Source organism: Enterococcus pingfangensis (assembly GCF_005405205.1).
Taxonomy (GTDB): Bacteria; Bacillota; Bacilli; order Lactobacillales; family Enterococcaceae; genus Enterococcus_A; species Enterococcus_A pingfangensis.
In genome coordinates, this window is the sequence record NZ_BJDP01000015.1 from 17,196 (window position 1) to 38,192 (window position 20,997).

The 20,997-nt window shown below is 38.2% G+C and carries 26 protein-coding genes and 1 other annotated feature; of the genes, 17 read left to right on the forward strand and 9 right to left on the reverse strand.

Features of this window, described 5'->3' with window-relative positions; all coding sequences use genetic code 11:
• Positions 1 to 36: 36 nt before the first annotated feature.
• Positions 37 to 504 (forward strand): hypothetical protein, encoded by a 468-nt coding sequence (locus tag FFM63_RS08860; RefSeq protein WP_137609934.1) that lies wholly within the window; start codon positions 37 to 39, stop codon positions 502 to 504.
• A 99-nt stretch (positions 505 to 603) separates the two neighbouring features.
• Here FFM63_RS08860 and fni read toward each other — a convergent pair whose 3' ends face one another.
• Genes fni through mvk form a run of 4 tightly spaced genes read right to left on the reverse strand, consistent with a single transcriptional unit; the run spans position 604 to position 4,702 of the window.
• The gene (gene fni, locus FFM63_RS08865; RefSeq protein WP_137609935.1) at positions 604 to 1,647 is read right to left on the reverse strand and encodes a type 2 isopentenyl-diphosphate Delta-isomerase; all 1,044 of its coding nucleotides are present in this window, start codon (positions 1,645 to 1,647) and stop codon (positions 604 to 606) included.
• On the reverse strand, positions 1,637 to 2,725 hold the full coding sequence (locus tag FFM63_RS08870; RefSeq protein WP_137609936.1) for a phosphomevalonate kinase: 1,089 nt from the start codon (positions 2,723 to 2,725) through the stop codon (positions 1,637 to 1,639). Before FFM63_RS08870 ends, fni begins: the two co-directional genes overlap by 11 nt.
• 41 nt (positions 2,726 to 2,766) lie before the next feature.
• The gene (mvaD, locus tag FFM63_RS08875) at positions 2,767 to 3,768 is read right to left on the reverse strand and encodes a diphosphomevalonate decarboxylase (protein WP_137609937.1); all 1,002 of its coding nucleotides are present in this window, start codon (positions 3,766 to 3,768) and stop codon (positions 2,767 to 2,769) included.
• Positions 3,761 to 4,702 (reverse strand): mevalonate kinase, encoded by a 942-nt coding sequence (mvk, locus tag FFM63_RS08880; protein ID WP_137609938.1) that lies wholly within the window; start codon positions 4,700 to 4,702, stop codon positions 3,761 to 3,763. Before mvk ends, mvaD begins: the two co-directional genes overlap by 8 nt.
• A 354-nt stretch (positions 4,703 to 5,056) precedes the next feature.
• Between mvk and FFM63_RS08885 the strand changes: the two genes are divergently transcribed.
• Entirely contained in the window at positions 5,057 to 5,713 is a 657-nt protein-coding gene (locus FFM63_RS08885) for a deoxynucleoside kinase (protein ID WP_171000221.1), read from the forward strand.
• A gap of 127 nt (positions 5,714 to 5,840) precedes the next feature.
• On the opposite strand, the gene FFM63_RS08890 is transcribed toward FFM63_RS08885, so the two are convergent.
• Together FFM63_RS08890 and FFM63_RS08895 are read right to left on the reverse strand one after the other, a co-directional pair.
• Positions 5,841 to 6,392 carry a hypothetical protein gene (locus FFM63_RS08890; protein WP_137609939.1) on the reverse strand — a complete coding sequence of 184 codons (552 nt, stop codon included), beginning with the start codon at positions 6,390 to 6,392 and terminating at the stop codon, positions 5,841 to 5,843.
• Positions 6,392 to 6,724, reverse strand: coding sequence for a PadR family transcriptional regulator (locus FFM63_RS08895; RefSeq protein WP_137609940.1), 333 nt, complete (start codon positions 6,722 to 6,724; stop codon positions 6,392 to 6,394). The genes FFM63_RS08890 and FFM63_RS08895 overlap by 1 nt, the downstream gene beginning before the upstream one ends.
• 151 nt (positions 6,725 to 6,875) lie before the next feature.
• On the opposite strand from FFM63_RS08895, the gene FFM63_RS08900 reads away from it, so the two are divergent.
• On the forward strand, positions 6,876 to 7,781 hold the full coding sequence (locus FFM63_RS08900) for a magnesium transporter CorA family protein (protein ID WP_137609941.1): 906 nt from the start codon (positions 6,876 to 6,878) through the stop codon (positions 7,779 to 7,781).
• A gap of 98 nt (positions 7,782 to 7,879) precedes the next feature.
• Here FFM63_RS08900 and FFM63_RS08905 read toward each other — a convergent pair whose 3' ends face one another.
• Positions 7,880 to 8,689: a Cof-type HAD-IIB family hydrolase gene (locus tag FFM63_RS08905; RefSeq protein ID WP_137609942.1), complete on the reverse strand. Its 810-nt coding sequence runs from the start codon at positions 8,687 to 8,689 to the stop codon at positions 7,880 to 7,882.
• A 126-nt stretch (positions 8,690 to 8,815) separates the two neighbouring features.
• Positions 8,816 to 9,853 (reverse strand): FUSC family protein, encoded by a 1,038-nt coding sequence (locus FFM63_RS08910; protein ID WP_137609943.1) that lies wholly within the window; start codon positions 9,851 to 9,853, stop codon positions 8,816 to 8,818.
• Positions 9,854 to 9,987: 134 nt separating this feature from the next.
• Positions 9,988 to 10,116 (forward strand) — a sequence feature (ribosomal protein L20 leader region).
• 27 nt (positions 10,117 to 10,143) lie between these two features.
• Here FFM63_RS08910 and infC point away from each other — a divergent pair.
• The 3 genes from infC (at position 10,144) to rplT (ending at position 11,363) form a co-directional block, all read left to right on the forward strand.
• A complete protein-coding gene (gene infC, locus FFM63_RS08915) occupies positions 10,144 to 10,668 on the forward strand; it encodes a translation initiation factor IF-3 (RefSeq protein WP_137609944.1) in 525 nt (174 codons plus the stop codon).
• Between the two features lie 73 nt (positions 10,669 to 10,741).
• Positions 10,742 to 10,942 (forward strand): 50S ribosomal protein L35, encoded by a 201-nt coding sequence (gene rpmI / locus FFM63_RS08920; RefSeq protein WP_010742869.1) that lies wholly within the window; start codon positions 10,742 to 10,744, stop codon positions 10,940 to 10,942.
• 61 nt (positions 10,943 to 11,003) lie between these two features.
• Positions 11,004 to 11,363, forward strand: a complete 360-nt coding sequence (gene rplT / locus FFM63_RS08925; RefSeq protein WP_137609945.1) for a 50S ribosomal protein L20 — start codon at positions 11,004 to 11,006, stop codon at positions 11,361 to 11,363.
• Between the two features lie 455 nt (positions 11,364 to 11,818).
• Here the strand turns inward: rplT and FFM63_RS08930 are convergent, their stop codons facing one another.
• Complete coding sequence (locus FFM63_RS08930) at positions 11,819 to 12,760, reverse strand: magnesium transporter CorA family protein (RefSeq protein ID WP_137609946.1); 942 nt, start codon at positions 12,758 to 12,760, stop codon at positions 11,819 to 11,821.
• A 210-nt stretch (positions 12,761 to 12,970) separates the two neighbouring features.
• Between FFM63_RS08930 and FFM63_RS08935 the strand changes: the two genes are divergently transcribed.
• From FFM63_RS08935 to FFM63_RS08985, 11 genes are all read left to right on the forward strand, one after another.
• Positions 12,971 to 13,861 carry an SDR family oxidoreductase gene (locus tag FFM63_RS08935; RefSeq protein WP_137609947.1) on the forward strand — a complete coding sequence of 297 codons (891 nt, stop codon included), beginning with the start codon at positions 12,971 to 12,973 and terminating at the stop codon, positions 13,859 to 13,861.
• Positions 13,862 to 14,027: 166 nt separating this feature from the next.
• Positions 14,028 to 14,600: an alkaline shock response membrane anchor protein AmaP gene (amaP, locus tag FFM63_RS08940; RefSeq protein ID WP_137609948.1), complete on the forward strand. Its 573-nt coding sequence runs from the start codon at positions 14,028 to 14,030 to the stop codon at positions 14,598 to 14,600.
• 10 nt (positions 14,601 to 14,610) lie between these two features.
• Positions 14,611 to 14,808 (forward strand): DUF2273 domain-containing protein, encoded by a 198-nt coding sequence (locus tag FFM63_RS08945; protein ID WP_137609949.1) that lies wholly within the window; start codon positions 14,611 to 14,613, stop codon positions 14,806 to 14,808.
• A gap of 67 nt (positions 14,809 to 14,875) precedes the next feature.
• A complete protein-coding gene (locus FFM63_RS08950; RefSeq protein ID WP_137609950.1) occupies positions 14,876 to 15,481 on the forward strand; it encodes an Asp23/Gls24 family envelope stress response protein in 606 nt (201 codons plus the stop codon).
• 24 nt (positions 15,482 to 15,505) lie between these two features.
• The gene (locus tag FFM63_RS08955) at positions 15,506 to 15,751 is read left to right on the forward strand and encodes a GlsB/YeaQ/YmgE family stress response membrane protein (protein WP_137609951.1); all 246 of its coding nucleotides are present in this window, start codon (positions 15,506 to 15,508) and stop codon (positions 15,749 to 15,751) included.
• 606 nt (positions 15,752 to 16,357) lie between these two features.
• On the forward strand, positions 16,358 to 17,116 hold the full coding sequence (locus FFM63_RS08960; RefSeq protein WP_137609952.1) for a DeoR/GlpR family DNA-binding transcription regulator: 759 nt from the start codon (positions 16,358 to 16,360) through the stop codon (positions 17,114 to 17,116).
• Positions 17,117 to 17,290: 174 nt separating this feature from the next.
• Positions 17,291 to 18,145, forward strand: a complete 855-nt coding sequence (locus FFM63_RS08965) for a class II fructose-bisphosphate aldolase (RefSeq protein WP_137609953.1) — start codon at positions 17,291 to 17,293, stop codon at positions 18,143 to 18,145.
• A gap of 114 nt (positions 18,146 to 18,259) precedes the next feature.
• Positions 18,260 to 18,667 (forward strand): PTS sugar transporter subunit IIA, encoded by a 408-nt coding sequence (locus FFM63_RS08970; protein ID WP_137609954.1) that lies wholly within the window; start codon positions 18,260 to 18,262, stop codon positions 18,665 to 18,667.
• A gap of 16 nt (positions 18,668 to 18,683) precedes the next feature.
• Entirely contained in the window at positions 18,684 to 19,184 is a 501-nt protein-coding gene (locus FFM63_RS08975) for a PTS sugar transporter subunit IIB (RefSeq protein WP_171000222.1), read from the forward strand.
• Positions 19,185 to 19,200: 16 nt separating this feature from the next.
• Positions 19,201 to 20,010, forward strand: coding sequence for a PTS mannose/fructose/sorbose/N-acetylgalactosamine transporter subunit IIC (locus FFM63_RS08980; protein WP_137609956.1), 810 nt, complete (start codon positions 19,201 to 19,203; stop codon positions 20,008 to 20,010).
• Positions 20,007 to 20,834: a PTS system mannose/fructose/sorbose family transporter subunit IID gene (locus FFM63_RS08985; RefSeq protein ID WP_137609957.1), complete on the forward strand. Its 828-nt coding sequence runs from the start codon at positions 20,007 to 20,009 to the stop codon at positions 20,832 to 20,834. The genes FFM63_RS08980 and FFM63_RS08985 overlap by 4 nt, the downstream gene beginning before the upstream one ends.
• Positions 20,835 to 20,997 lie beyond the last annotated feature (163 nt).

Here is a 20,997-nt window from a genome sequence, read left to right on the forward strand (position 1 = left end):
AGACTAGGATTAGGATGAGAGGAAAGGTTCGAGAGTATGGAGAAACTGAAACGAGAGATCCAAGAATTAGCTGAATCGAATGCACGATTAGGTGCTGTAATTGATTATTTGACGACGGAAAAAAACTTGATGACAAGTAAGGTGAATCATATCTTTATGTTGGATATGCAAGATTATGTCGCCGCGCTGAAGCAACTAGCTCCCTCGGATTCAAAAAGCTCTGCGATACCGGCTGAAATCAAGCAAATCAATCATCTGCTTACACAGCAATACGAATTAATGAAGAGCATTCAAAGAGACTATGCTCGAAATAAAGGACTTGGTCACGATGAGCAAGAACTTTATGATAAAAAAGTACGGAAAATCAAACGTTTGAAAATTATCAATCAATTGTTATTGCAAGATAATATCCTTTTTCAATCGATGCTGGACGAGAAAAAGATCAGCGGAAATATTCGGATCGGTGAAAAGAAAAATTGGCTACAACGTTTATTTAGAAGGTAAAATGTACCTTTCATGGAGAAGAGTAAAAGGACTGCGACATTTGTCGCAGTCCTTTTTGTATTCGATTCGATTAGTTACGATTTTAAAAGTAAGAGCGGATCATTTTCGTGTAGCTAATTTTTTATAATCGATTCCTCGAGCTTGGCACCATTCTTTCGGAGCGCCGCTCAAAATCAGCGGATTGCGAATCAAATCAGCAGTCGTCGCTTTATTGGTCATCAAATACAATCGGCGGAGTTGGATTTTCCAGTCTTCGATCATTTCAATAGTAGCTTCAATACCGTGGCTCAACAGCGTATCTAAAATCGTCGCGGAAATCCCAACAGCTCTAGCGCCTAAACAAAGTGCTTTGAAAATATCGAAGGCATTTCGAATACCGCCAGAAGCAAGCAAGATCATCTCTGGATCTTTTTGTGCTTCTAGTAAAGAAATCACCGTAGATTGTCCCCAGTCGGCTAAGTAATCCAACTCTTTTTTAGGACGCCGAGCATTTTCAATCTGAGAAAAACTCGTGCCGCCACGGCCGGAAACATCAACAGCTGTTACTCCGAGTGTTTTCAATCGTTGGATCGTCTCGCTAGCCATCCCAAAACCGACTTCTTTAACGATTACAGGAACAGTCGTTTGTTGAATCGTTTCTTGGATATTTTCCGACCAAGTATGGAAATCGCGGTCGCCTTCAGGCATAACCAATTCTTGTGGTACATTCAAATGAATTTGCAGGCCGTCTGCTTGAAGCAAGTCGACGATTTTTTTTGCGTCAGCACTCGTTCTGCCGGCACCCATATTTCCTAAGATCAAACCGTTGGGATTGACTTGGCGGATGATCGTATAAGAATCTGCTACGCTGGGATCTTTGAGCGCGGCACTAACGGATCCTGTCGCCATCATTAAATTAGTTTCACGAGCGATGATAGCTAAATCATGGTTGATCTGTTTCGTTTTCTCACTGCCGCCAGTCATCGCATTGATATAAAAGGGCACACTTAGTTGTAAACCGAGAAATTCAGTGCTTAGATCAATCGCTTCGGGGCGAGTGGTCACTAAAGAAGAATGGATCAAACGAATGGCATCAAAATCATTCTCTTTGATTTTATGATGAAAGGCGCGAGCTAAAGAGACGTGCTCATCTTTACGATTCATGACGATCCTCCTTGAAATGATAGACATGCAGAGGAAGCGGCGTGATGCCAGCTTTTTCCCACGAGCTCATCAAAGGCAAGATGCCTGCACGTTTATCAATGATCACGATCCCGCAGTCACCGCCGCCGGCACCGGATGATTTTGCGGCACCGCCGTAATTTTCTGCAAGATCATTCAAGCGTTTCAATTCTTCTGTTTCAATCGATACGTTGCTCAAACTAGTCAGCTGATTCAATAAATAGCGGTTTTTCCGGATCATTTTTTGGATCAAAGCCACATCTTTTTGTTTAAAGCCTTGGATCATTTGATCGACACATTGTTTACTGTCGCTTAAAAAATTTTCATAAGAAGTTTTTTTATCTTGGCGGGATTGATGGACTTGATCGACTAAATCAGAAGTCGAAGCCGGACTGCCCGTCCAACCAATTAGCAAGCGCAAGTCTTCTGGTACTTGTAGTGGTTCGATCTGCAAACTTGGCCAATCACTTTCAATCAAAGCTGATAACTTTTCGGTAGCTAACTTGTTTAAAACCCAGTCATGATCAAAAGTAGAAAAGGCCAGCCAGCCGCCATAACAACTTGCAGCGATGTCACCGCAAGAACCGTTGCCTTGTACATTTAAATGCGCTAAAGTGGCCAATTTGAATAATTCCAACTGTGAAAGCTGCAAATCATAAAAGGCATTCAACGCCTTGACAGTAGCGACCGTCACTGCGCCGCTAGAGCCGAGACCATATTTGCGGCCATTGGAATTATCCAACTCGCTAGTTACTTTCAAATCGAAGAAGGCGAGTTTTTTTCCTTTTTCTTGGGCAAATTTTTCGGTGAAATGGATCGCGGCTAAAATATAATGGAACGGATTATCGCGAAGATCCAAAACCAATTCATTGTTGCGGCGAGTCCACCGCACTGGCAGATCGCTATATTGAGCAGATTGAATGCTGCCGATTTTTTTGGCAGGTTCGATTGAGACCGAGATAAATTGATCGATCGCAACAATAATCGCTGGATGTCCAGGTTCGACTACAGCATATTCGCCGGCAATGTATAATTTTCCTGGTGCAGAGACTTCAATCATTTGCTGACTCCTTTTTCATTTTTACGTGCTATTTTTACAAACTAAAAAGATGGAAGGGGAGTATCTTCCGTTAAGATCTCAATTGCGGGACCTGCATGAGCAACCACTAATTGTTGGTGGTCGAGCTGGCCGGTTAAAGCGTGCAACAAAGCGTCCTCATTTTTTCGTTCCACTAAAATTTTGACGTTGGGACCGGCGTCCATTGTAAAGTAACAAGGCAAGCCGTTGTTTCTGAGTTGACGGACAAGATCCATGACCTGCATACTTTCTGCTGACCAGTAGGTAAACGGCGGATCAGCGGCTAAAGTTGTTCCGTGCATCTTCAAAGCACTAGCTTCAGTTACTTTTCCCAGCGCGTTAAAATCTTTTTCAGCGATTGCTTTTTTAGCTTTAGCTAGATCTTGCGGCACAGTTTGCAACCAACCGTCATAAAACGCGGAAGTTTCAACCGTTCGCTGCATACCGTCACGACTGGAAATATCTTTTTTGGCATCGTTGACGACAACAAAAATCATACTTAAGTCATTTTCGAAATTGTTGCTGGGAACATTTACAGCATAAGAAGTCTGATCAGAATTGCCTTTTTGCCATTCTGCAAAACCGCCGTAAGTACTGCGGCAGGCTGAACCAGAACCGCGGCGTGCTAATCGTGACAAATCTTCCGGGGCTAAATCTAACTTCAATGCGGCACTTGCTGCACCAGCTAGTGCTGCCAATCCGCTTGCAGAAGAAGCTAACCCGGCAGCTGTCGGGACAAAATTTTGACTTTTAACGACTGCATATAAAGAAGTGTTGCCTTGAGAACGAACTAAATCAAGAAAGCGACTCACTTTTACAGTCGCTTTCGAATCTTGTAAGTGACCATCTAAATAGAAGCAATCTTCAGTCAGGTCTTCTGAAAAGATGACTTGAGTTTCGGTATAAAAAGCATCCAATGTCAGCGATAAGCTGTTGTTCATCGGGATGATCAGTTCTTGATTTTCTTTGCCCCAATATTTGATCAAGGCGATGTTGGTATAAGCTCGAGCTTTGCCGCTAAACATGCGCATACACACCTAACCCTTCGATCCATGTATTTCGTGCGCCGGCATCTAATAGGATCTGCTGCAGCTGCCGACCGCTCGTTTCATTTTCTGCTAAAGCAATCATACAGCCGCCGCGGCCGCCACCGGTCAGTTTTGCACCGAGCGCTTGATTGTCTAAGGCGGTCGTGATCAAATGATCCAAATGCCGATTGCTGGTGCCTAATAAGCGCAACAATCCCTGAGCTTGATTCATACAGTCGCCTAAAATTTTAGGGCGGTTTTGTAAGATCGCTTGTTGGGTTTGGCGAGTTAATTTACCCAATGTTTGGATTTGCTTATTCGTTTCATGAGGACGCAGCTTCATCAACTGAGCAATGTCGCTGACTGCTTTGCGAGTCTGACCTTTGATTCCGGTATCAGCAACTACTAAAAAAGCATCCATATTCAGTTGGAAAGGTTGGAAGCCGATCCCTTTTTGATAAAGGATGGGTTCCGTCCCGCTGATCGTTGTCGCGTCGATCCCGCTAGGATTTCCGTGAGCAACGGCTTCGGCTTGATTGACAAAATGGAGAACTTTTTTTTGTGTTGCCGGTTCTTCCATCCAATCAAAGACAGCACGGGTAATCGCTACAGCGACCGCTGCACTAGAACCCATTCCACGTTCTGCGGGAATCGAGCTGTCGATTTTTAAGTAAAATGGTTCTGGAATTTTAAAATATTTAACTAAATACCAAAGTAAGACCGTAACATTTCGCATCGTATTAGGTGCTTTTGAAATTGGTCCGTGAAAAAAACTAGATTCGATCCACGATTCTAATTTGTTCGCGCGAATAGTCGCTTGGATGCCTGTTCCAGAAAAAGGAAAGGCGATCGCCGGTTCTCCGTAGACAACCGAATGTTCTCCCATTAATATGATTTTCCCGCTGGCATAACCGGTGCCAATCGATTTCATATAAAAACCCCTATTTCGTTTTAGAGTGATTATTTTTCCCCCCAGAGAAAAATAGTTGATTGCCGCTTAGTGGTTCGCGCAATCTTGTGTTAGCCCCGCCTGAAAAACAGGGGATAATTTTTATTTAATAATAGTTATTCATTTCAATCTCCTTTACATTTTACTCAGAGAACGCCGACAAGTAAACGAAACTACTGAAAAGTTTTTGAAAAACAACGATTTTTTAAACATTCCTTAGAAGAAAAAAAGAATCAAATTTTTCGAATTTTTTGTTTGACGACACCAGATATTGGGGGTATATTGTATAAGTTGAAAAATACGCACTATATTTTGTATGAAATGAGTTGGGGGTTTATGAGCGTGATCGTATTAGCAGGAACCATTGGAGCAGGAAAATCAAGTTTGACCGAAATGTTGTCAGAGCATCTAGACAGTCAAGCTTTTTATGAATCGATTGATGATAATGAAGTATTGCCATTGTTTTATGCCGATCCAGAGCAATATGCATTCTTATTGCAGATTTATTTTTTAAATAAACGTTTCGATAGTATCAAAAAAGCTATGCAAGATGATAACAATGTCTTGGATCGTTCAATCTATGAAGATTCTTTATTGTTCCATCTAAATGCTGATCTTGGTCGAGCAACTGAGACAGAAGTGAAGGTTTATGATGAATTGTTGGGCAACATGATGCAAGAGCTGCCTTATGCGGCGCACAAAAAACATCCGGATCTATTAGTACATATCCGTGTTTCGTTTGAAACGATGATGGAACGTATCCAAAAACGTGGCCGTGAATATGAACAATTAGAATCTGATCCAACTTTATATGATTATTATAAAGAATTGAACAGCCGTTACGATCAATGGTATGAAGACTATAATGAAAGTCCTAAGATCCAAATCGATGGCGATCGGTTAAATTTTGTCGATGACGAACAAGCACGCGATGAAGTAATTCGGATTATCGATGAAAAAATCTTAGAAGTTCAAGCAGTACCTGCTGAATAGTAAAAGAGATTGTGGCAGAAGTGGGCAGCTACAAGTAATTTTGGCTTATTTTCCGAAGAGGATTCTGGAGTGTCACACAAAAAAGGAGCTATGACAAATTTTTTTGTCATAGCTCCTTTTTTATGGATTATTTCATTCGATGCTGACTGATGATGCGATTGTGTTTGCTCAAACCTAAGGCGATCCCCAGCAGTAAACCTAGTCCGATCATCAAAAATAAGACGATCCCAATCAAATCACCGGTATATAAAATTTGCCCAAAAATACCGATGATCACACCGATCACGATTCCAATAAATAAATTGCTGGCATAGCCTAAACCGATCGACTCTTCGATTTGCGGATCGATGGCTTGATAGTAAGCTTGTCGTTCCAGATTTTTTTGTTCTTCATCTGAAAGTGGACGATCTGCTTGGAAAACAGCGATTGTTCGATTCAAAGCATCTTCTTCGCTTAAATTTTCTTCGGTCATCAATTGAGTCAAGTAATCTTTGACATACCCTGCAATCTCATCTGTTTCTTCTTGGCGATTTGGTTTTAGATTTTGGATTGTTTTTTCGCGAAGTTCTTGTAATTTCAAGGACATCCGTTCGGGGTAACTCAGCTGATCTTTGCTCAAACTTTCTCTGACCATTTCTTCTGCAAATTTTTGGATTTTATTATCGGTTGATGTGTTCATTAGTTTTCGTCTCCTTTATAAAAAGTGTCCATTAATTGTTTGATAAATTGCCATTCTTGTTTTTTGTGCTGCAAGAAAGTCCGGCCTTTTTCTGTTATATGATAGTATTTACGCCGAGCCGCTTGGCCTTCTTGCCAATAGCCGACTGCATACCCATTTTTTTCTAAACGTTTGAATGCAACGTATAAAGTTCCTTCTTTCAATTCAAAGGTTCCGTGACTCAGTTCCTTTGCTTGGCGCGCAAGGTCATAACCATAGCTGTCAGCTTTAGCCAAAATACTTAGGATGATCGGATCGATGTATCCGCGCAAGACTTCTTTATCGATTTCCAAGTTTGTACCTCCTTTTAATTAATACCTCGTGTCATAAAGATAATAAAGCGAGGTATTAAAAAAGTCAACGAAAACTTCTGATGTGTGCGGAATTAATATTGAATGGTGATTTTTGGTATACTGTGAGCAGGATCAGTACAGGAGGATTTTGATGGACAGTGAAAAAACATTCAATCAAGCGCAGTGTACCTGGATCAATGTGGACAGTACGCAATCGCATGAAATAAAAGAATTACAGGCCAGTTATGCGATCAGCGATGAGATGCTGACGTATGCTCTTGATGACAACGAGCGGGCGCGGGTGGAGTATGATCCGCTGGAGAAAGCTTTTTTGTTGATTTTTAATGTACCGAATCTTTTGAAAAAAGATAATCATTATGAAACGAGTCCGATGGCGTTTATTTTAAAAGAGCACTATTTTTTCTCTTTTGTAAATGAGCGGACAGATTACGTTGAAAATATCATTGAAAATTTATTAGCGAATGAACCGAATCAAAGCACAGCAAGTTTATTATTCCATACCTTGTTTTTGATTTCTGATTATTATTTTCCTTTAGTAGAAGAAGTGGACAGTCAGCGGATCCATTTGAACAAAAAACTGCGTGAAAAGACGACCAATAAAAATTTATTGGCACTTTCTGATTTAGAGATCGGCTTAGTTTATTTAGTGACTGCGACTAAACAAAATGCGGTGCTGTTAGAACAAGTCAAAGCACAAGTACTTTTTTCAAGTTTTACCGATAAAGAAAAAGAAGAGTTAGACGATGCATTGATCGAGGCAAAGCAAGCGGTGGAGATGACGAAACTTTCCAGTGAGGTTTTGGATCAATTATCGGGGACCTACAATAATTTGTTGAACAATAATTTGAATGACACGATGAAGATTTTGACGATCTGGTCACTGCTGTTAACGATTCCAACGATCGTGACAGGCTTTTTTGGAATGAATATGCCATTGCCTTTTGCGCATTCTGAAGCCGGCTGGTTCATAACGCTGATTATCAGTTTAGGACTATCTGTATGGTTGATCTTGATTTTATGGCGCAGAATACGGTAAAAAGTGATAATAAAACTTTTTTTGGAAAAACAGCAAGAAGTCATTAAAAAAACAGTTTAAAAAAAGAGGTCGTGGCATCAGGTCACGGCCTCTTGCTTTTATAGAATAAACGTTTCGATGACTTCAGCTACAGCGCTTTGTTCATGGGTGGCAATAGTTGTATGTTGGGCCGCTGCTTTAACGGAAGGGACCGCATTCGCGACTGCAACACCTAATTCAGCGGCGTGAATCATCGCTAAATCATTTGTGTTGTCGCCAATAGCAATCGTTTCGTTCATAGGAATCTTCAGCTGATCTGCCAATACTTGCAAAGCCGTCCCTTTACTGACGCCTTTTGGATTGAATTCGATATAGCGGTTGGAAGAGTAGCTTATTTCTAAGACTGTTCGCAGTTCGGCTGGCAGTTCTTGTTCTAATTTTTCTAGATAACTGCGATCCGTATTTTGGAACAAGGCTTTGTAGCAAGTCTGGTTTTTCAGAAAACCAAAATCATCATCCTGCCTTTTTTCGTGAGGAATCGTCGACAAGTAGGCATCTTCTTCAGGATTGCTGTGATAAAGGTACGTCTGTTCAAACGTATAAAGATGGATCGCCACCTCATATTTGGAACCAAATTCAAATAGGCGAGTAAGCAGTTCAAAGCTCAAAGGAAAAGCTTTGATGATCACAGGTCCTTGATTTTCGACGATCACTCCGCCGTTAAAACCGATCATGTAGTGATTCGCTTTATTTTCTGCCGTTAATTCTTCCAATGTTTGCTTGATTGAATAGAATCCGCGACCAGTCGCCGGTACGAATACTACACCTTGAGCTTCGGCTTTTTTTATTGTTTCTTGTGTTTTTTTGGAAACCTGTCGATTTTTATCCAACAGTGTTTCATCCAAATCACAAGCAATCAATCGGTACATAGAAGGGCCTCCTTTTATTTTTATTGTCCTTATTATAACAAAAAACCAAGCAGACTGTACCGTCCCCAAAAAGTTAGATTTTTGGTCTAACTTTCGGAGGTTACTACAGACTCGCTCGGTTTATTATTATTCGTTTGGATGAAACTTGCGATTGTAAAAATTAAAACTAGTATGCATCAAGTAAGCGGCAAGAAGACCCAATAAACTACCAATCACAATTCCAAGAAAGCGAAATTGGATCAACGTGTAAATGTATTGCTGTTTTGCCAGCATCGCCAACATCAACGACATAGGGGTAGTAAAAAATTGCGCGATCGCGTAGTTGCGTTTGATAAAGTATTCGACAGTCACAAACAGCAAAGTAATCACGATCAGCGTTTCAAAAATAGATAAAGATAAATTTAGTAAAAAGGCGGCGATCAAAAGACCGATGATCGTGCCGAAGATTCGCTGGATATTTCGATGAGCCATCGCCCGAAGCGTGTCACCTTGTAAAATCGCTGCGCAAGAGACGATCAGCCAATAAGGATTTTCTAAGCGCAGTCCCATACTTAAATACACAGCAAAAAACAAAATAGCACTATAAAAAAGACTTTCGATGATCACAGCCGGATCATCAGCAATTCGTGATTTCAATGTTATAGAAGGTTGAGTTTCCGGCAGGGGTGCTTTTTCCATAAAGTGCAGGATGAACGCAAAGGCGATGGCAAAAAGTACGCCGACAAGAAAGTAGCCGCTCATTAAGGGAATCTTAGCCAACGGGATCTTCGTACTTGTGCCCAATGCTGTAACCATGACGATGAAAAAAGGACCTGGTTTAGCAATACCGTGCAGCCGAAAAAAGAAACGACCTAAAAAGCCGATGAAGGCGACGACGATAGGGGCAGTCCAATCCGCGTGAGTTGAAAGCATACCAAGAAAATTCCCTAAAGTTAAGAAACTGCCGACAATTGATAAACGCAGCATTAATTGTTTTAGAGGGAGACTTTGATAGTAGAGAAAAGTAAAGATACCTAGTGAACCAAAACTAGCGACTGCTAGTTGATGAGATAAATAACCGGTGAGTAAGATGCTGATCATACAAAGGCCCGCGCCAATTAAACGAAAAGGGGATTCCTTTGGTTTGTTGTAACGAATCAATTCTTTAAAAAAAGATTGTTCCATTCTATCACTTCCTTCATATATAAGTTAGCATACTTATTAAAGAAAACTCAACAGAAAGTTTCTGAAAATAGTTAGAAATAAAAACTAAAGAGGTTGACATCTTAGCAGATAGCTTGTATACTGTTAAAGTTGAGAAATGAAAGCAGAAGCACCCGCTTCTCGCCTTACGCGAATATCTCGCTGGGCTAGATAGTTATTGACTGATCTTTTCGATGAGTCGAACTACGTGCGGGTTCGTAAAGAACTCGTTTTTTTATTCGCTTTTTTTCTCTCAAAAAATTTGGAGGTGAATGACCATAGCAAAGGATATGATGGTTAACGACGGCATTCGTGCGCGTGAAGTACGTTTGATCGGACAAGATGGCGAACAACTAGGTGTAATATCGAAAGTAGAAGCCTTAAAAATTGCTGAACAAGCTAATCTTGATGTAGTCCTAGTAGCTCCTGGTGCGAAACCACCTGTAGCGCGTATTATGGATTACGGTAAATACCGATTCGAACAACAGAAAAAAGAACGTGAAGCTCGCAAGAAACAAAAAGTGATCAACGTTAAAGAAGTTCGTTTAAGTCCAACGATCGACGTAAACGACTTTAATACAAAACTTCGTAACGCACGCAAATTCTTGGAAAAAGGCGACAAAGTGAAAGCTTCGATCCGTTTCAAGGGCCGTGCCATTACCCACAAAGATATTGGTCAAAAAGTTCTTGATCGCTTGGCTGAAGAAACTGGCGATATCGCGACAGTGGAACAAAAAGCGAAGATGGACGGACGTAGCATGTTCTTAGTGCTTGCACCGAAAGAGAAGAAAGACTAGCAATAATTTTGAGAATGCTTCTTTGACACTAGTTGAAGAGTATGCGAAATGAAAAGTAGGAGGAAATTTAGTCATGCCAAAACAAAAAACACATCGCGGTTTAGCAAAACGCGTAAAACGCACTGGTAACGGCGGTTTGAAACGTTTCCGCGCGTTCACGAGTCACCGATTCCACGGGAAAACAAAAAAACAACGTCGTCAATTACGTAAAGCATCTATGGTATCAAAGGGCGATTACAAACGTATCCGCCAACAATTGGCACGCATGAAATAATTGCGCAACCCGCTTTACAATTAAAAAAATTCAATGATTTATTTATTAGGAGGAATTAAACATGGCACGTGTTAAAGGTGGAACTGTAACTCGCAAACGTCGTAAAAAGACATTAAAATTAGCTAAAGGTTACTACGGTTCAAAACACACTCTATTTAAAACAGCTAAAGAACAAGTAATGAATTCATACAACTACGCATACCGCGATCGTCGTCAAAAGAAACGCGACTTCCGTAAATTGTGGATCGCTCGTATCAACGCAGCGGCTCGTATGAACGGCTTGAGCTACTCAAAATTAATGCATGGTCTTAAAGTTGCCGGTATCGAAATCAACCGTAAAATGTTAGCTGACTTAGCAGTTCACGATGCAGCTGCTTTCACAGCACTAGCTGACCAAGCAAAAGATTCATTAAACAAATAAGCTTATAAACGTTGATGTATCAACGTGAACCCCGCTCTTATAGAGCGGGGTTTTTCTTTTGGCTAAAGAGTGATTGCATACTTCTACTTACTTGTGAGTTTTCATCAAATCATATTGGCGGGGACAAAATTGAACAAAGTTTCATTTAAGGGGTTGTGACAAGACTATTGTCACAACCCCTTTTCTCAAATAAATGGTGTTCCAGCTTCTTTGTAAATAAGTTTGAATTTCACAAAGATTTGAGTAGCGATTTTAGGAAAGTCCTTCTTATTTCTTGTAGCTGTTTACTTTTATCATAATTTTTTTATTTCTAAAAAATTTTTTCTCGTTATGAGTGAATCTATGAATGTAGGTTACAAGTTGTAAAGAGTACATAGTCAAATATATTTTGTTTGTTCAAGTTAGTTTTACTTTTTGTTTTGCCGATTGATTGCATCATCGTATAATCGGAACTCTTATTTTGAAAAGTCTTTCTTTTTTAGATAGATTGCGACGATGATTGCTAAAAGAATCGAGGCGCCCACTACTAGAAAAAAACCCGTACTGGAGCCTTTTCCAGGCAAGCCACCGGTGTTCATTCCCCATATTCCAGAGATGAGTGCCGGGATTGCTAGAATTAGAGCGGCAGAATCAAGATATTTCATCAGATGATTCAAATTATTATCCATCATATCAGTAAAAAGGCCGCCGACTGTTTCTAGTAAGTCTCGATAAATCTTGATGAGTTCTTCTGCATGCTTTTGATGCAGGCGAATATCATAAAGGACTTTGGGATTATTCAGTGTTTCAAGAAAATTCTCTTTCTCCCATAAATGTTCTAAAGTTTCTTTTTGCCCAGCAAGCTTGTGATCGATGTAAACAACTTTTCTACTAGTATCTGCCAATTGAAACAATGAGTTGTTTTCGGTCGTTTTTCTTGCTGCTTCATCAAGCGCATCGATCTCTTTTTTGATTTCCATCAGTTCTCCAATGTAGTGGGTGTACAACATGAAAATACTAAAAGCAATCAGGCCTTCAAAAGTAGTTAGTTTATTTTGGTATTTTTTTAATAAATTATCTATAAACGAGGAGTTTTTACCGACATAAGTAATCAAAATCGACTCAGACACAATGAAAATAATCGGCTCTAATCGTTTTTCGATCGTTTCGTTTGTATCTGCAAGATTTGTCAGGACAAGGGCATAAGCATCTTCCAGCGAAGTTTGTTCCAAAGGTTCTAAATGGGAGACTTCTTCCGCGTGGGTCGCTCCAATAAAAATCTCTTCAGGCAATCCATAGGTTCGAATAAGTTCTGCCTGTTCATCAGCTGTCGCTTCTGTTACGACGAGCCAATTTCCCTGTTTGGAATGGCTTTTTTTGACACCATTTGTTGAATTGATTTCAAAATATTGAATCATATTTTTCACCCCGATTTTATTGTTGTTTGTTATTAATTAATGTTGCTAAAATCCACCCAGATTCTCTTATTATCAATCATAGTTGTTCATTTCTTTTGATTTGTCAAACTTTAACAAAAAAATCATTCTAAAAAAAGAATTAAGCAAAATATTTTGTATAAAAATGAGACTACGGTACACTCTGAAGTAGAGAGAAAGGAGAATGTTAGAATGAAACCAGTTTTGAAAGATCCGAGAGAGTTATTTTATTCTGACCGGTTTTCCAAACAGGATCAGGATACTCCCGCGTTGCAAACAAATATGCAGCCGCGACCGGATTGCGGGGAAGAAAGTTATGTTGGAAATAAAAAATTAGAAAACCGGCGAGTGCTCATTACCGGAGGCGACTCAGGAATTGGACGCGCAGCTGCCATTGCCTTTGCTCGAGAAGGTGCCGATGTTGCCATTCAATTTTTCCCAGGGGAAGAAAAAGATGCGCAACAAGTTGCCGAATATATCGAAAAAGCCGGTAGAAAAGCAGTTTTACTACCGTATGATTTAAGAACTGAGACGGCACCGCAACAAATCATCGAGCAGGCTGTCGCAGAATTAGGCGGATTAGATACATTAGTCCTAAACGCTGCCCAACAGATTTCACAAAAATCGATTGAAGAGTTGCCAATCCAACAAGTAAAAGATTCATTTACGATAAATATTATCGCGATGTTTGAGCTGGTTCAATTGGCTCTGCCGCATTTGCCGGCAGGCAGCAGCATTATTACGACAACATCTATTCAAGCCTTTAACCCTAGCGATCATTTATTAGACTATGCCGCAACAAAATCGGCGATCGCTAATTTTACGGTTGGTTTAGCGAAACAGTTAGCGAAAAAAGGAATTCGCGTAAATGGCGTAGCTCCCGGACCGATTTGGACACCGCTTCAATTAGATCAGGGACAACCACCAGAAGCGATACCAGAATTTGGTCAAGAAGCCCTTTTGGAAAGAGCCGGACAGCCTGTTGAGTTGGCACCAGTGTATGTTTTCTTAGCTTCAAATGATGCCAGCTATGTCACCGCTCAAATTTATGGCGTAACAGGCGGCGAAGCAATCAACTTGTAGGAGGACGACGATGAAAAAAAGAACGAAATCCATTGGTATATTGTTGTTGCTCAATCTGCTTCCGTTGTTGTTCAGTAAATTTTTGATGCGGAGAAAAAAAGCATAGGTCGTTAATGAGTAGTTTTCTAGCCAGCACAAGTTTCACAATTTTTGAAGGAGGTGCAGTATGAATCGTGGGATCAAAGCGATTGGAATAATCCTCTCATTGATATTAATGTCTGTTTTGTTAATGATGAGCGCCATTACAACGCCTTATTTGGAATTTCCGTTTGGAATTAGGCGGGCAAGAGTTATTTATGACTTGCTGTCAAATGAATATTTTCAACTCTTCCTATTTTGGAGCGCGATCATTTTCTCCATCTTTTTAGTGATTTTTATCTGTGTTCTGATTTTTTATCCAAGAATCAAACAGACTTTTGTACTAAATGAAGACAGAGGACGCTTATCTTTGGATAAAAAAGCCATCGAAGGTTTTGTCCGTTCAAAACTAAAAGGAGTCGGTTTTGTTTCTTCACCAAAAGTCAAAGTTCATGCAACGAAAAATACGATAAAAATTTATGTGACTGGTCAATTAACGCGAACCTCTTCTATTATTGGGAAAACAGGAACCTTAATGGAAGAAATCAAAGATGAGCTGCAAACCATCTTAGGTTCAGAGGAAAAGGTCAAAGTAGCTGTCGCATATAAAGAATTTGAAAAAGAGGATCAAAGGACCGCAAGTCGCTCAAGAGTGGAATAGGAGGGAGCACATGAAAGAATTCATTTACCAATATAAACTCCCGATTATTTTTGGGGGATTGGGATTGATCCTAGCAATCTTATTAGTTTCGATTGGCTTTTTTAAAACATTATTACTCGTTGTTCTTACGGTTTTAGGCACGATGCTTGGGTTTTATTTGGAACAAAGCGGCTTGTTTGGAGATATTTTTAAGCCTCGAAACAAATAGTAAGAACTGCCGATAGTTTTTTTAAATGTATAAAATAAAAAAATTTATCTAACAGGAGGAATTTATAATGGTCAATAATTTTGAAAACAAAGATATCCACGATAAAACAGTAGAAGTAAATCCAGTTGATGGAAACTATGAAAACTTTTCAGATACTGCTAAATCAACCGAGATCAAAGGAGAATTGACGTATGCTGACAAGGTGATTCAAAAAATCGTTGGAACAGCTGTCGATCAAATTGATGGATTATTAACGGTTGATGGCGGATTTTTCTCAAATATCGCAGAAAAGCTAGTCAATACAGAGAATGTTACTTCAGGAATTGAAACCGAAGTCGGCAAGAAACAAGTAGCCGTCGATATGGATGTGGTCATTGAATATGGTCGCGACATTCCTAAAATTGCGGAGCGAATTAAGCAAGTCATTCATGACGAAGTAGCCCACATGACACATCTTGAAGTAATTGAAGTAAATGTTAACGTTGTTGATATCAAATCAAAAGATGAATACCAAGAAGAAAGTGAAACCGTTCAAGATAAAGTAACCAGCGCAGCTAAGACAACCGGACGCTTTGCATCAAAACAAACAGACAAAGCAAAAGAGGCCGTTAGCCGTGGAACCAATACGGCACAAGAAAAAATCGAAGAACAACAAGAACCACGCGTAGAATAAAAACAGATTAGAGGAGGAATTATCATGGGATTTATTTGGTCATTAATTGTCGGAGCAATCATTGGAGTGATAGCAGGTGCGATCACAGGTAAAGGAAACAGTATGGGATGGATTGCCAATATTATTGCAGGATTAGTTGGGTCAGCATTAGGCCAAGCTTTATTGGGACATTGGGGACCCTCGCTTGCTGGAATGGCACTTGTGCCGTCGATTATTGGGGCGATCATCTTAGTACTGATTGTTTCATTTTTCTTAGGCAGAAGTAAATAAGCAGGTAAATAAGGTAGGTGACGTTAATAAGAAGAAATGAATAATCATCCCTGCTGCAATAAGTGGGGATGATTATTTTTATGATACTAATGATAAGAATTGAATCAAAAGAGATACCTCACTGATTTCTTAGCTGAAATAACTTTTAGAAAAGTATGAGAAATTGAAGGGGGTGTTTTATTATACAGAGGTCACAATTGCCCAATAGAAGAAGCAGCTAAGGTTCAGAAATCATTTGTTGATTTCTGAACCTTAATTTTTTTAATATTTTGGTATACAAAAATTTTTTATTCTTAAAGAGGTCTATTCACAGCAATTACTCTTAGAACAGCTTATCATGAGAACACTGTTCTAGCATCATGTTTTAAAGTAAACGAAATGTGAGAATATCGTTAAAAAAATAGAAAGGAGGAGAGGTCTGCTTGTTATAGAACTGAAAAGTGATTAAAATCCATACAATCATACATTTATGAACTATTTAAATTTTAAAATTATTATACTATTAGTTAGGTGAAAATAATCAAGTATATTTTCCTACACTTAAATATATTTAAAACTATATGTTATAGTTTTAAAAAATGAATTAAAGGAGCGAAATTATAAAAAATGAAGAGTCGACAAGAAGCAATTTTGAATTTGATAAAAAGGAAAAAGTATATTTCAGTTGCATATTTAGTAGAAAAATTTCATTATAGCGAAAGTACAATTCGACGGGATTTGACGACTTTGGAAAAATTGAATTTGATTAAGCGAACTGCTGGTGGAGCGATATTAGTAAAGGATGATTTAATCGAACCACCTCATTTAGTTAAATATAAAACTAATATAGAGGAAAAACGTCTAATTGCAGAGTTAGCCCTTGACTTTATTGAAGATTATTCGACGATTTTTTTAGATGCTAGTTCCACTTGTCATTTTTTGGCAAAGAAGATTAATAAAAGTAGAGAAAATATAAAAATTATAACCCCTAGTTTGGTAACAGCTCTAGAGATTAATAGTAGTTCTCGAAATAGTGTTTACTGTGTTGGGGGATTAGTAGCGGACGGGAAAGTTGGAGGACCCTTGAGTGAGTTTTTATTGAGTGAACTCCATGTAGATTTTTCTTTCATATCTTGTCGTGGTTTTGATAGGAGTTTTGGTGCATCTGATATTTTGGAAACAGAAGCAGGGATTAAAAAGACTATTCTAAAAAATAGTGAAAAGATCGCTTTGTTATTTGATCATTCTAAATTTAATAAGCGATATACCTTTCAAACTGCATCGATACATGAAATTGACTTTGTAATTACCGACAGAAAACCATCAAGGGAGGTCATTAGTAATGAAGATGAAATGAATTATGAGTTGGTTTACTGGAATGAGTAAATTTTATAAAAATGAATACTAGAACAAAACGTCACAAAATGACTGATAACAATCATTTTGTGACGTTTTTTTGACTGAATATCTTCATATCTTTCATTTGTAAGAAAACGCTTTATTTAGTGGTATTCTACAAATGTAAAATATATCAAGAGTTATCGAAAGGGAGTTATATCTATGCTAGTAAATTTAAAAGAAATTCTAGAAAAGGCGAGAAAAGAAAAATATGCTGTAGGTGCTTTTAATGCAACTGATTTAAATACAGCACGTGGTATCGTAGAAGCTGCAGAAGAAGAGAATTCACCGGTGATTTTGCAATTTGCTGAAGTTCATAAACAATATATTCCGATTGAGCAAGCGGCAGCTATGTATTTAGAATTGGCAGAAAAGGCATCTGTTCCTGTTTGTGTCCACTTAGATCATGGACAGAACTTTGAAACAATTATTCAGGCAATGCATCTAGGTTTTTCTTCCATAATGGTAGATGCTTCAGCTAAGCCGTTTAAAGAAAATATGAGTATGACGAATAAAGTATTAGAAATTGCTCGTATTTTAAATATTTCGGTAGAAGCAGAATTAGGAATCATGAATACTGAAGACGGTAATGGAGATTTAGACTATCAAAAAATGGATGATACTTACACTAATGTTGAGGATGCTGGAAAGTTTATTGAAGAAACAGATGTTGATGCTTTAGCGATTGCATTTGGAACAGTTCACGGTTTATATAAAGCAGAACCAAAACTAAATTTCCAACGAATCAAGGAAATTAGTGATAAAACTAATAAACCGCTAGTTATGCATGGTGGATCTGGCCTAAGTGATCAAGAATATCGTCATTCTATTGAAAATGGTATTACTAAAATTAATTATTACTCCACCATGTCTTACGAAGTCACAAATGGACTACGCGATTTTCTAAATAATAATCCAGACGCTTTTCTATTTGATTTAGATCTAAAGACAATAGAATTAGTTAAGGAAAATATAGTTGAAAAAATTCGTATCTTTGGATCATCAAACAAAGCATAAGGAAGGGAGAACAGAATGATGACAGTGAGTACGGGGAGAAAAGTATCTTAGATTAAATTAATAGATATTAAGAAACCATGGGACTTTTTATAACTAATTGAAAGGAAGAAGCATATGAGAAATATTTTGATTGCCACGCACGGCTCCTTTGCTTCAGGTATTAAAGGAAGCTTAAACCTACTTATTGGAGATCAATCTGAAATATCAGTAATTGATGCTTATATTGATGACAGTGATTATACTGAAAAAATTAGTCAATTTTTTTCTAATTATCAAGAGGAAGATGAATATTTTGTATTTACTGACCTATTGGGCGGCAGTGTGAATCAGAAGATGCTAGTTTATAAAAATCAATATGATTTTCATTTAATTACAGGTTTCAATTTGCCAATCTTGCTAGAAATAGTTCTAGCCGGGAACCCACTAACTATCCTAGAGATAGAAGAAATAGTTAGAAGATGTCGTCAAGAACTTTTGCTAGTTAACTTGGAAAAATCTGAAGATGAGGAAGAATTTCTTTAAGAAAGGAAGATATGCAATGATTAGGGATTTACGTGTAGATGACCGTTTAATTCATGGCCAGATTGCTTTAACGTGGCCTAAAGCATTAGGTATTAATAGAATTATTGTTGCAAATGATGCTGCTAGTAAAGATAAAACACAACAAATGTCATTGAAGATGGCTTTACCAAGCGATGTGAAAGCGTTGGTTCGTTCTGTCGACGATACGATAGCTTTTTTTGAAAACCCAAAAGCTCAAGAGGCGAATCTAATGGTAATTGTTGGAAATGTTGTAGATGCTGAAAAACTCGCTCAACCATTAACTGATCTGATAGACAGGGTAAATTTGGCGAACGTTGGACGTTTTGATGGGGTACCCAAAGAAGAAAAACTCGCTCTTGGCTCAGCAATTTTATTAAATAAAAACGAAAAAAATGCTCTTGATCAATTATTAAAAATCCCAGATTTAAAAGTAGTTCATCAAATTATCCCTGATAATGGAGTAAAAAGTATCAGAGATATGTTATCCGACAAATAAAAAGGAGGAAAAAACTATGTCAACACTAACTGCAGCTTTACTTTGTGCTATTGCCTACTTTATTTGTTTTGGTGGAAACTGGTTATTAGCACAAAATATGGCAGATCAGCCAATAGTGGTAGGACCGTTAGTAGGTCTTCTCTTGGGAGATTTACAAACGGGTCTAATTTTAGGAGCTGCTTTACAAGCGTTGTTTATTGGTGCTGTTAACGTTGGTGGAGCCGTTTCTTTAAACCCATCATTTGGGACTACCTTAGCCATTGCTTTTGCAATTTTGAGTGGTGGTGATCAAAAATTTGCTTTAGCAATTGCAGTGCCTCTAGGATTATTAGGAGGGCTGTTAGAAATTGGGACTAATATTTTATTCGCTGGTTTTGGTGGAGCTTTTGACAGAGCAGCTGAGGCAGGAGATCAAAAAAAGATTATATTTCTACACTACGGCGTTTGGTTTTTAAAATATTTGATTTTTTCTGTAGTAATTTTTGTTTCAGTTTTAGCTGGTGCAACCCCCGTTTCCAATTTTGTTAATAGTTTACCTGAGTTTATAACAAACGGTTTAGGTGTAGTAGCAGGACTATTACCTGCGGTTGGCTTTGCAATGTTACTTAAAATGGTTTGGTCAAATAAACTAGCAGTTTATTATTTGTTAGGCTTTATCTGTGTTGCATATCTAAAATTACCATTGATTGCAGTAGCTACCATTGGTGTAATTGCTTCGGTAATTCAAGTGGATATCGATCAAGGTTTTTTAAAGCATAAAAATTCGAATGTCGCAACAACAAGTGGGAATATTTCAGAAATGGAAGAGGAGGATTTTTTATCATGAGTAATCAAACTGAAGCAGTGTCTAGTGATGAAAAAAAAATGTTGCGTTCAATTTTTTTTAGATCGTTCACTGTATTCGCCCCCTTCAACTATGCAAAACAAGGTGGTAGTGGCTTTTGTTATGCAATGATGCCTTTTATAAATAAATACTATGATACAAAAGAAGATCGAATTGCTGCATTGAAGAGACATATAACTTGGTATAATGCTACATCTAATGTAGGGACCTTTATCATGGGATTAGCAGCTTCCATGGAGAAGGAGAATAGTGAAAAACCAGATTTCAATGCTGATTCTATTAATACTGTTAAGGCAAGTTTAATGGGACCATTCTCTGGTATTGGTGATACGCTCTTCTGGGGAGTTTTGAGAGTAGTAGCAGCTGGAATAGCTATGACTTTTGGTGAGCAAGGCAATCCCCTAGCACCTTTAATCTTCTTATTAGTATATAATGTACCGTCTATGGTTACTCGTTGGTATCTTACTAAATTTGGATTTTCTGTAGGTGCAAAATATATTGAAGAGCTTTATGCATCTGGAATGATTAGTGTATTAACCAAAGCAGCAAGTATTTTAGGATTAGTTATGATTGGTGGAATGACGGCTAATAATGTTTCTTTTCAATCAAAATTAAACTTCAACTTAGGTGGCGGCCAAGAGTTAGTTGTTCAAGATGTTTTGGATCAAATCTTTGTTGGAATTGTTCCTATTTTATTTACTGTTTTATGTTTCTGGCTATTATCGAAAAAGAAAATGAATTTCGCATTACTGATTGCTTTGGTAGTAGTATTAGGGATATTATTGTCTTTATTTGGAATTGCTTAATTATTCATAATGTTAAGACTACTTCTTTAGATTTTCTCTTCACTTAGTGGAAGTAATCTAAATTATATATTGTTCAAATATTATAGAATGATTTAGTATGCTCCACTGTATAAGATAGTGAAACATACGGCGTTTGTGTGAAAAAATATGAAGTTATAAAAAA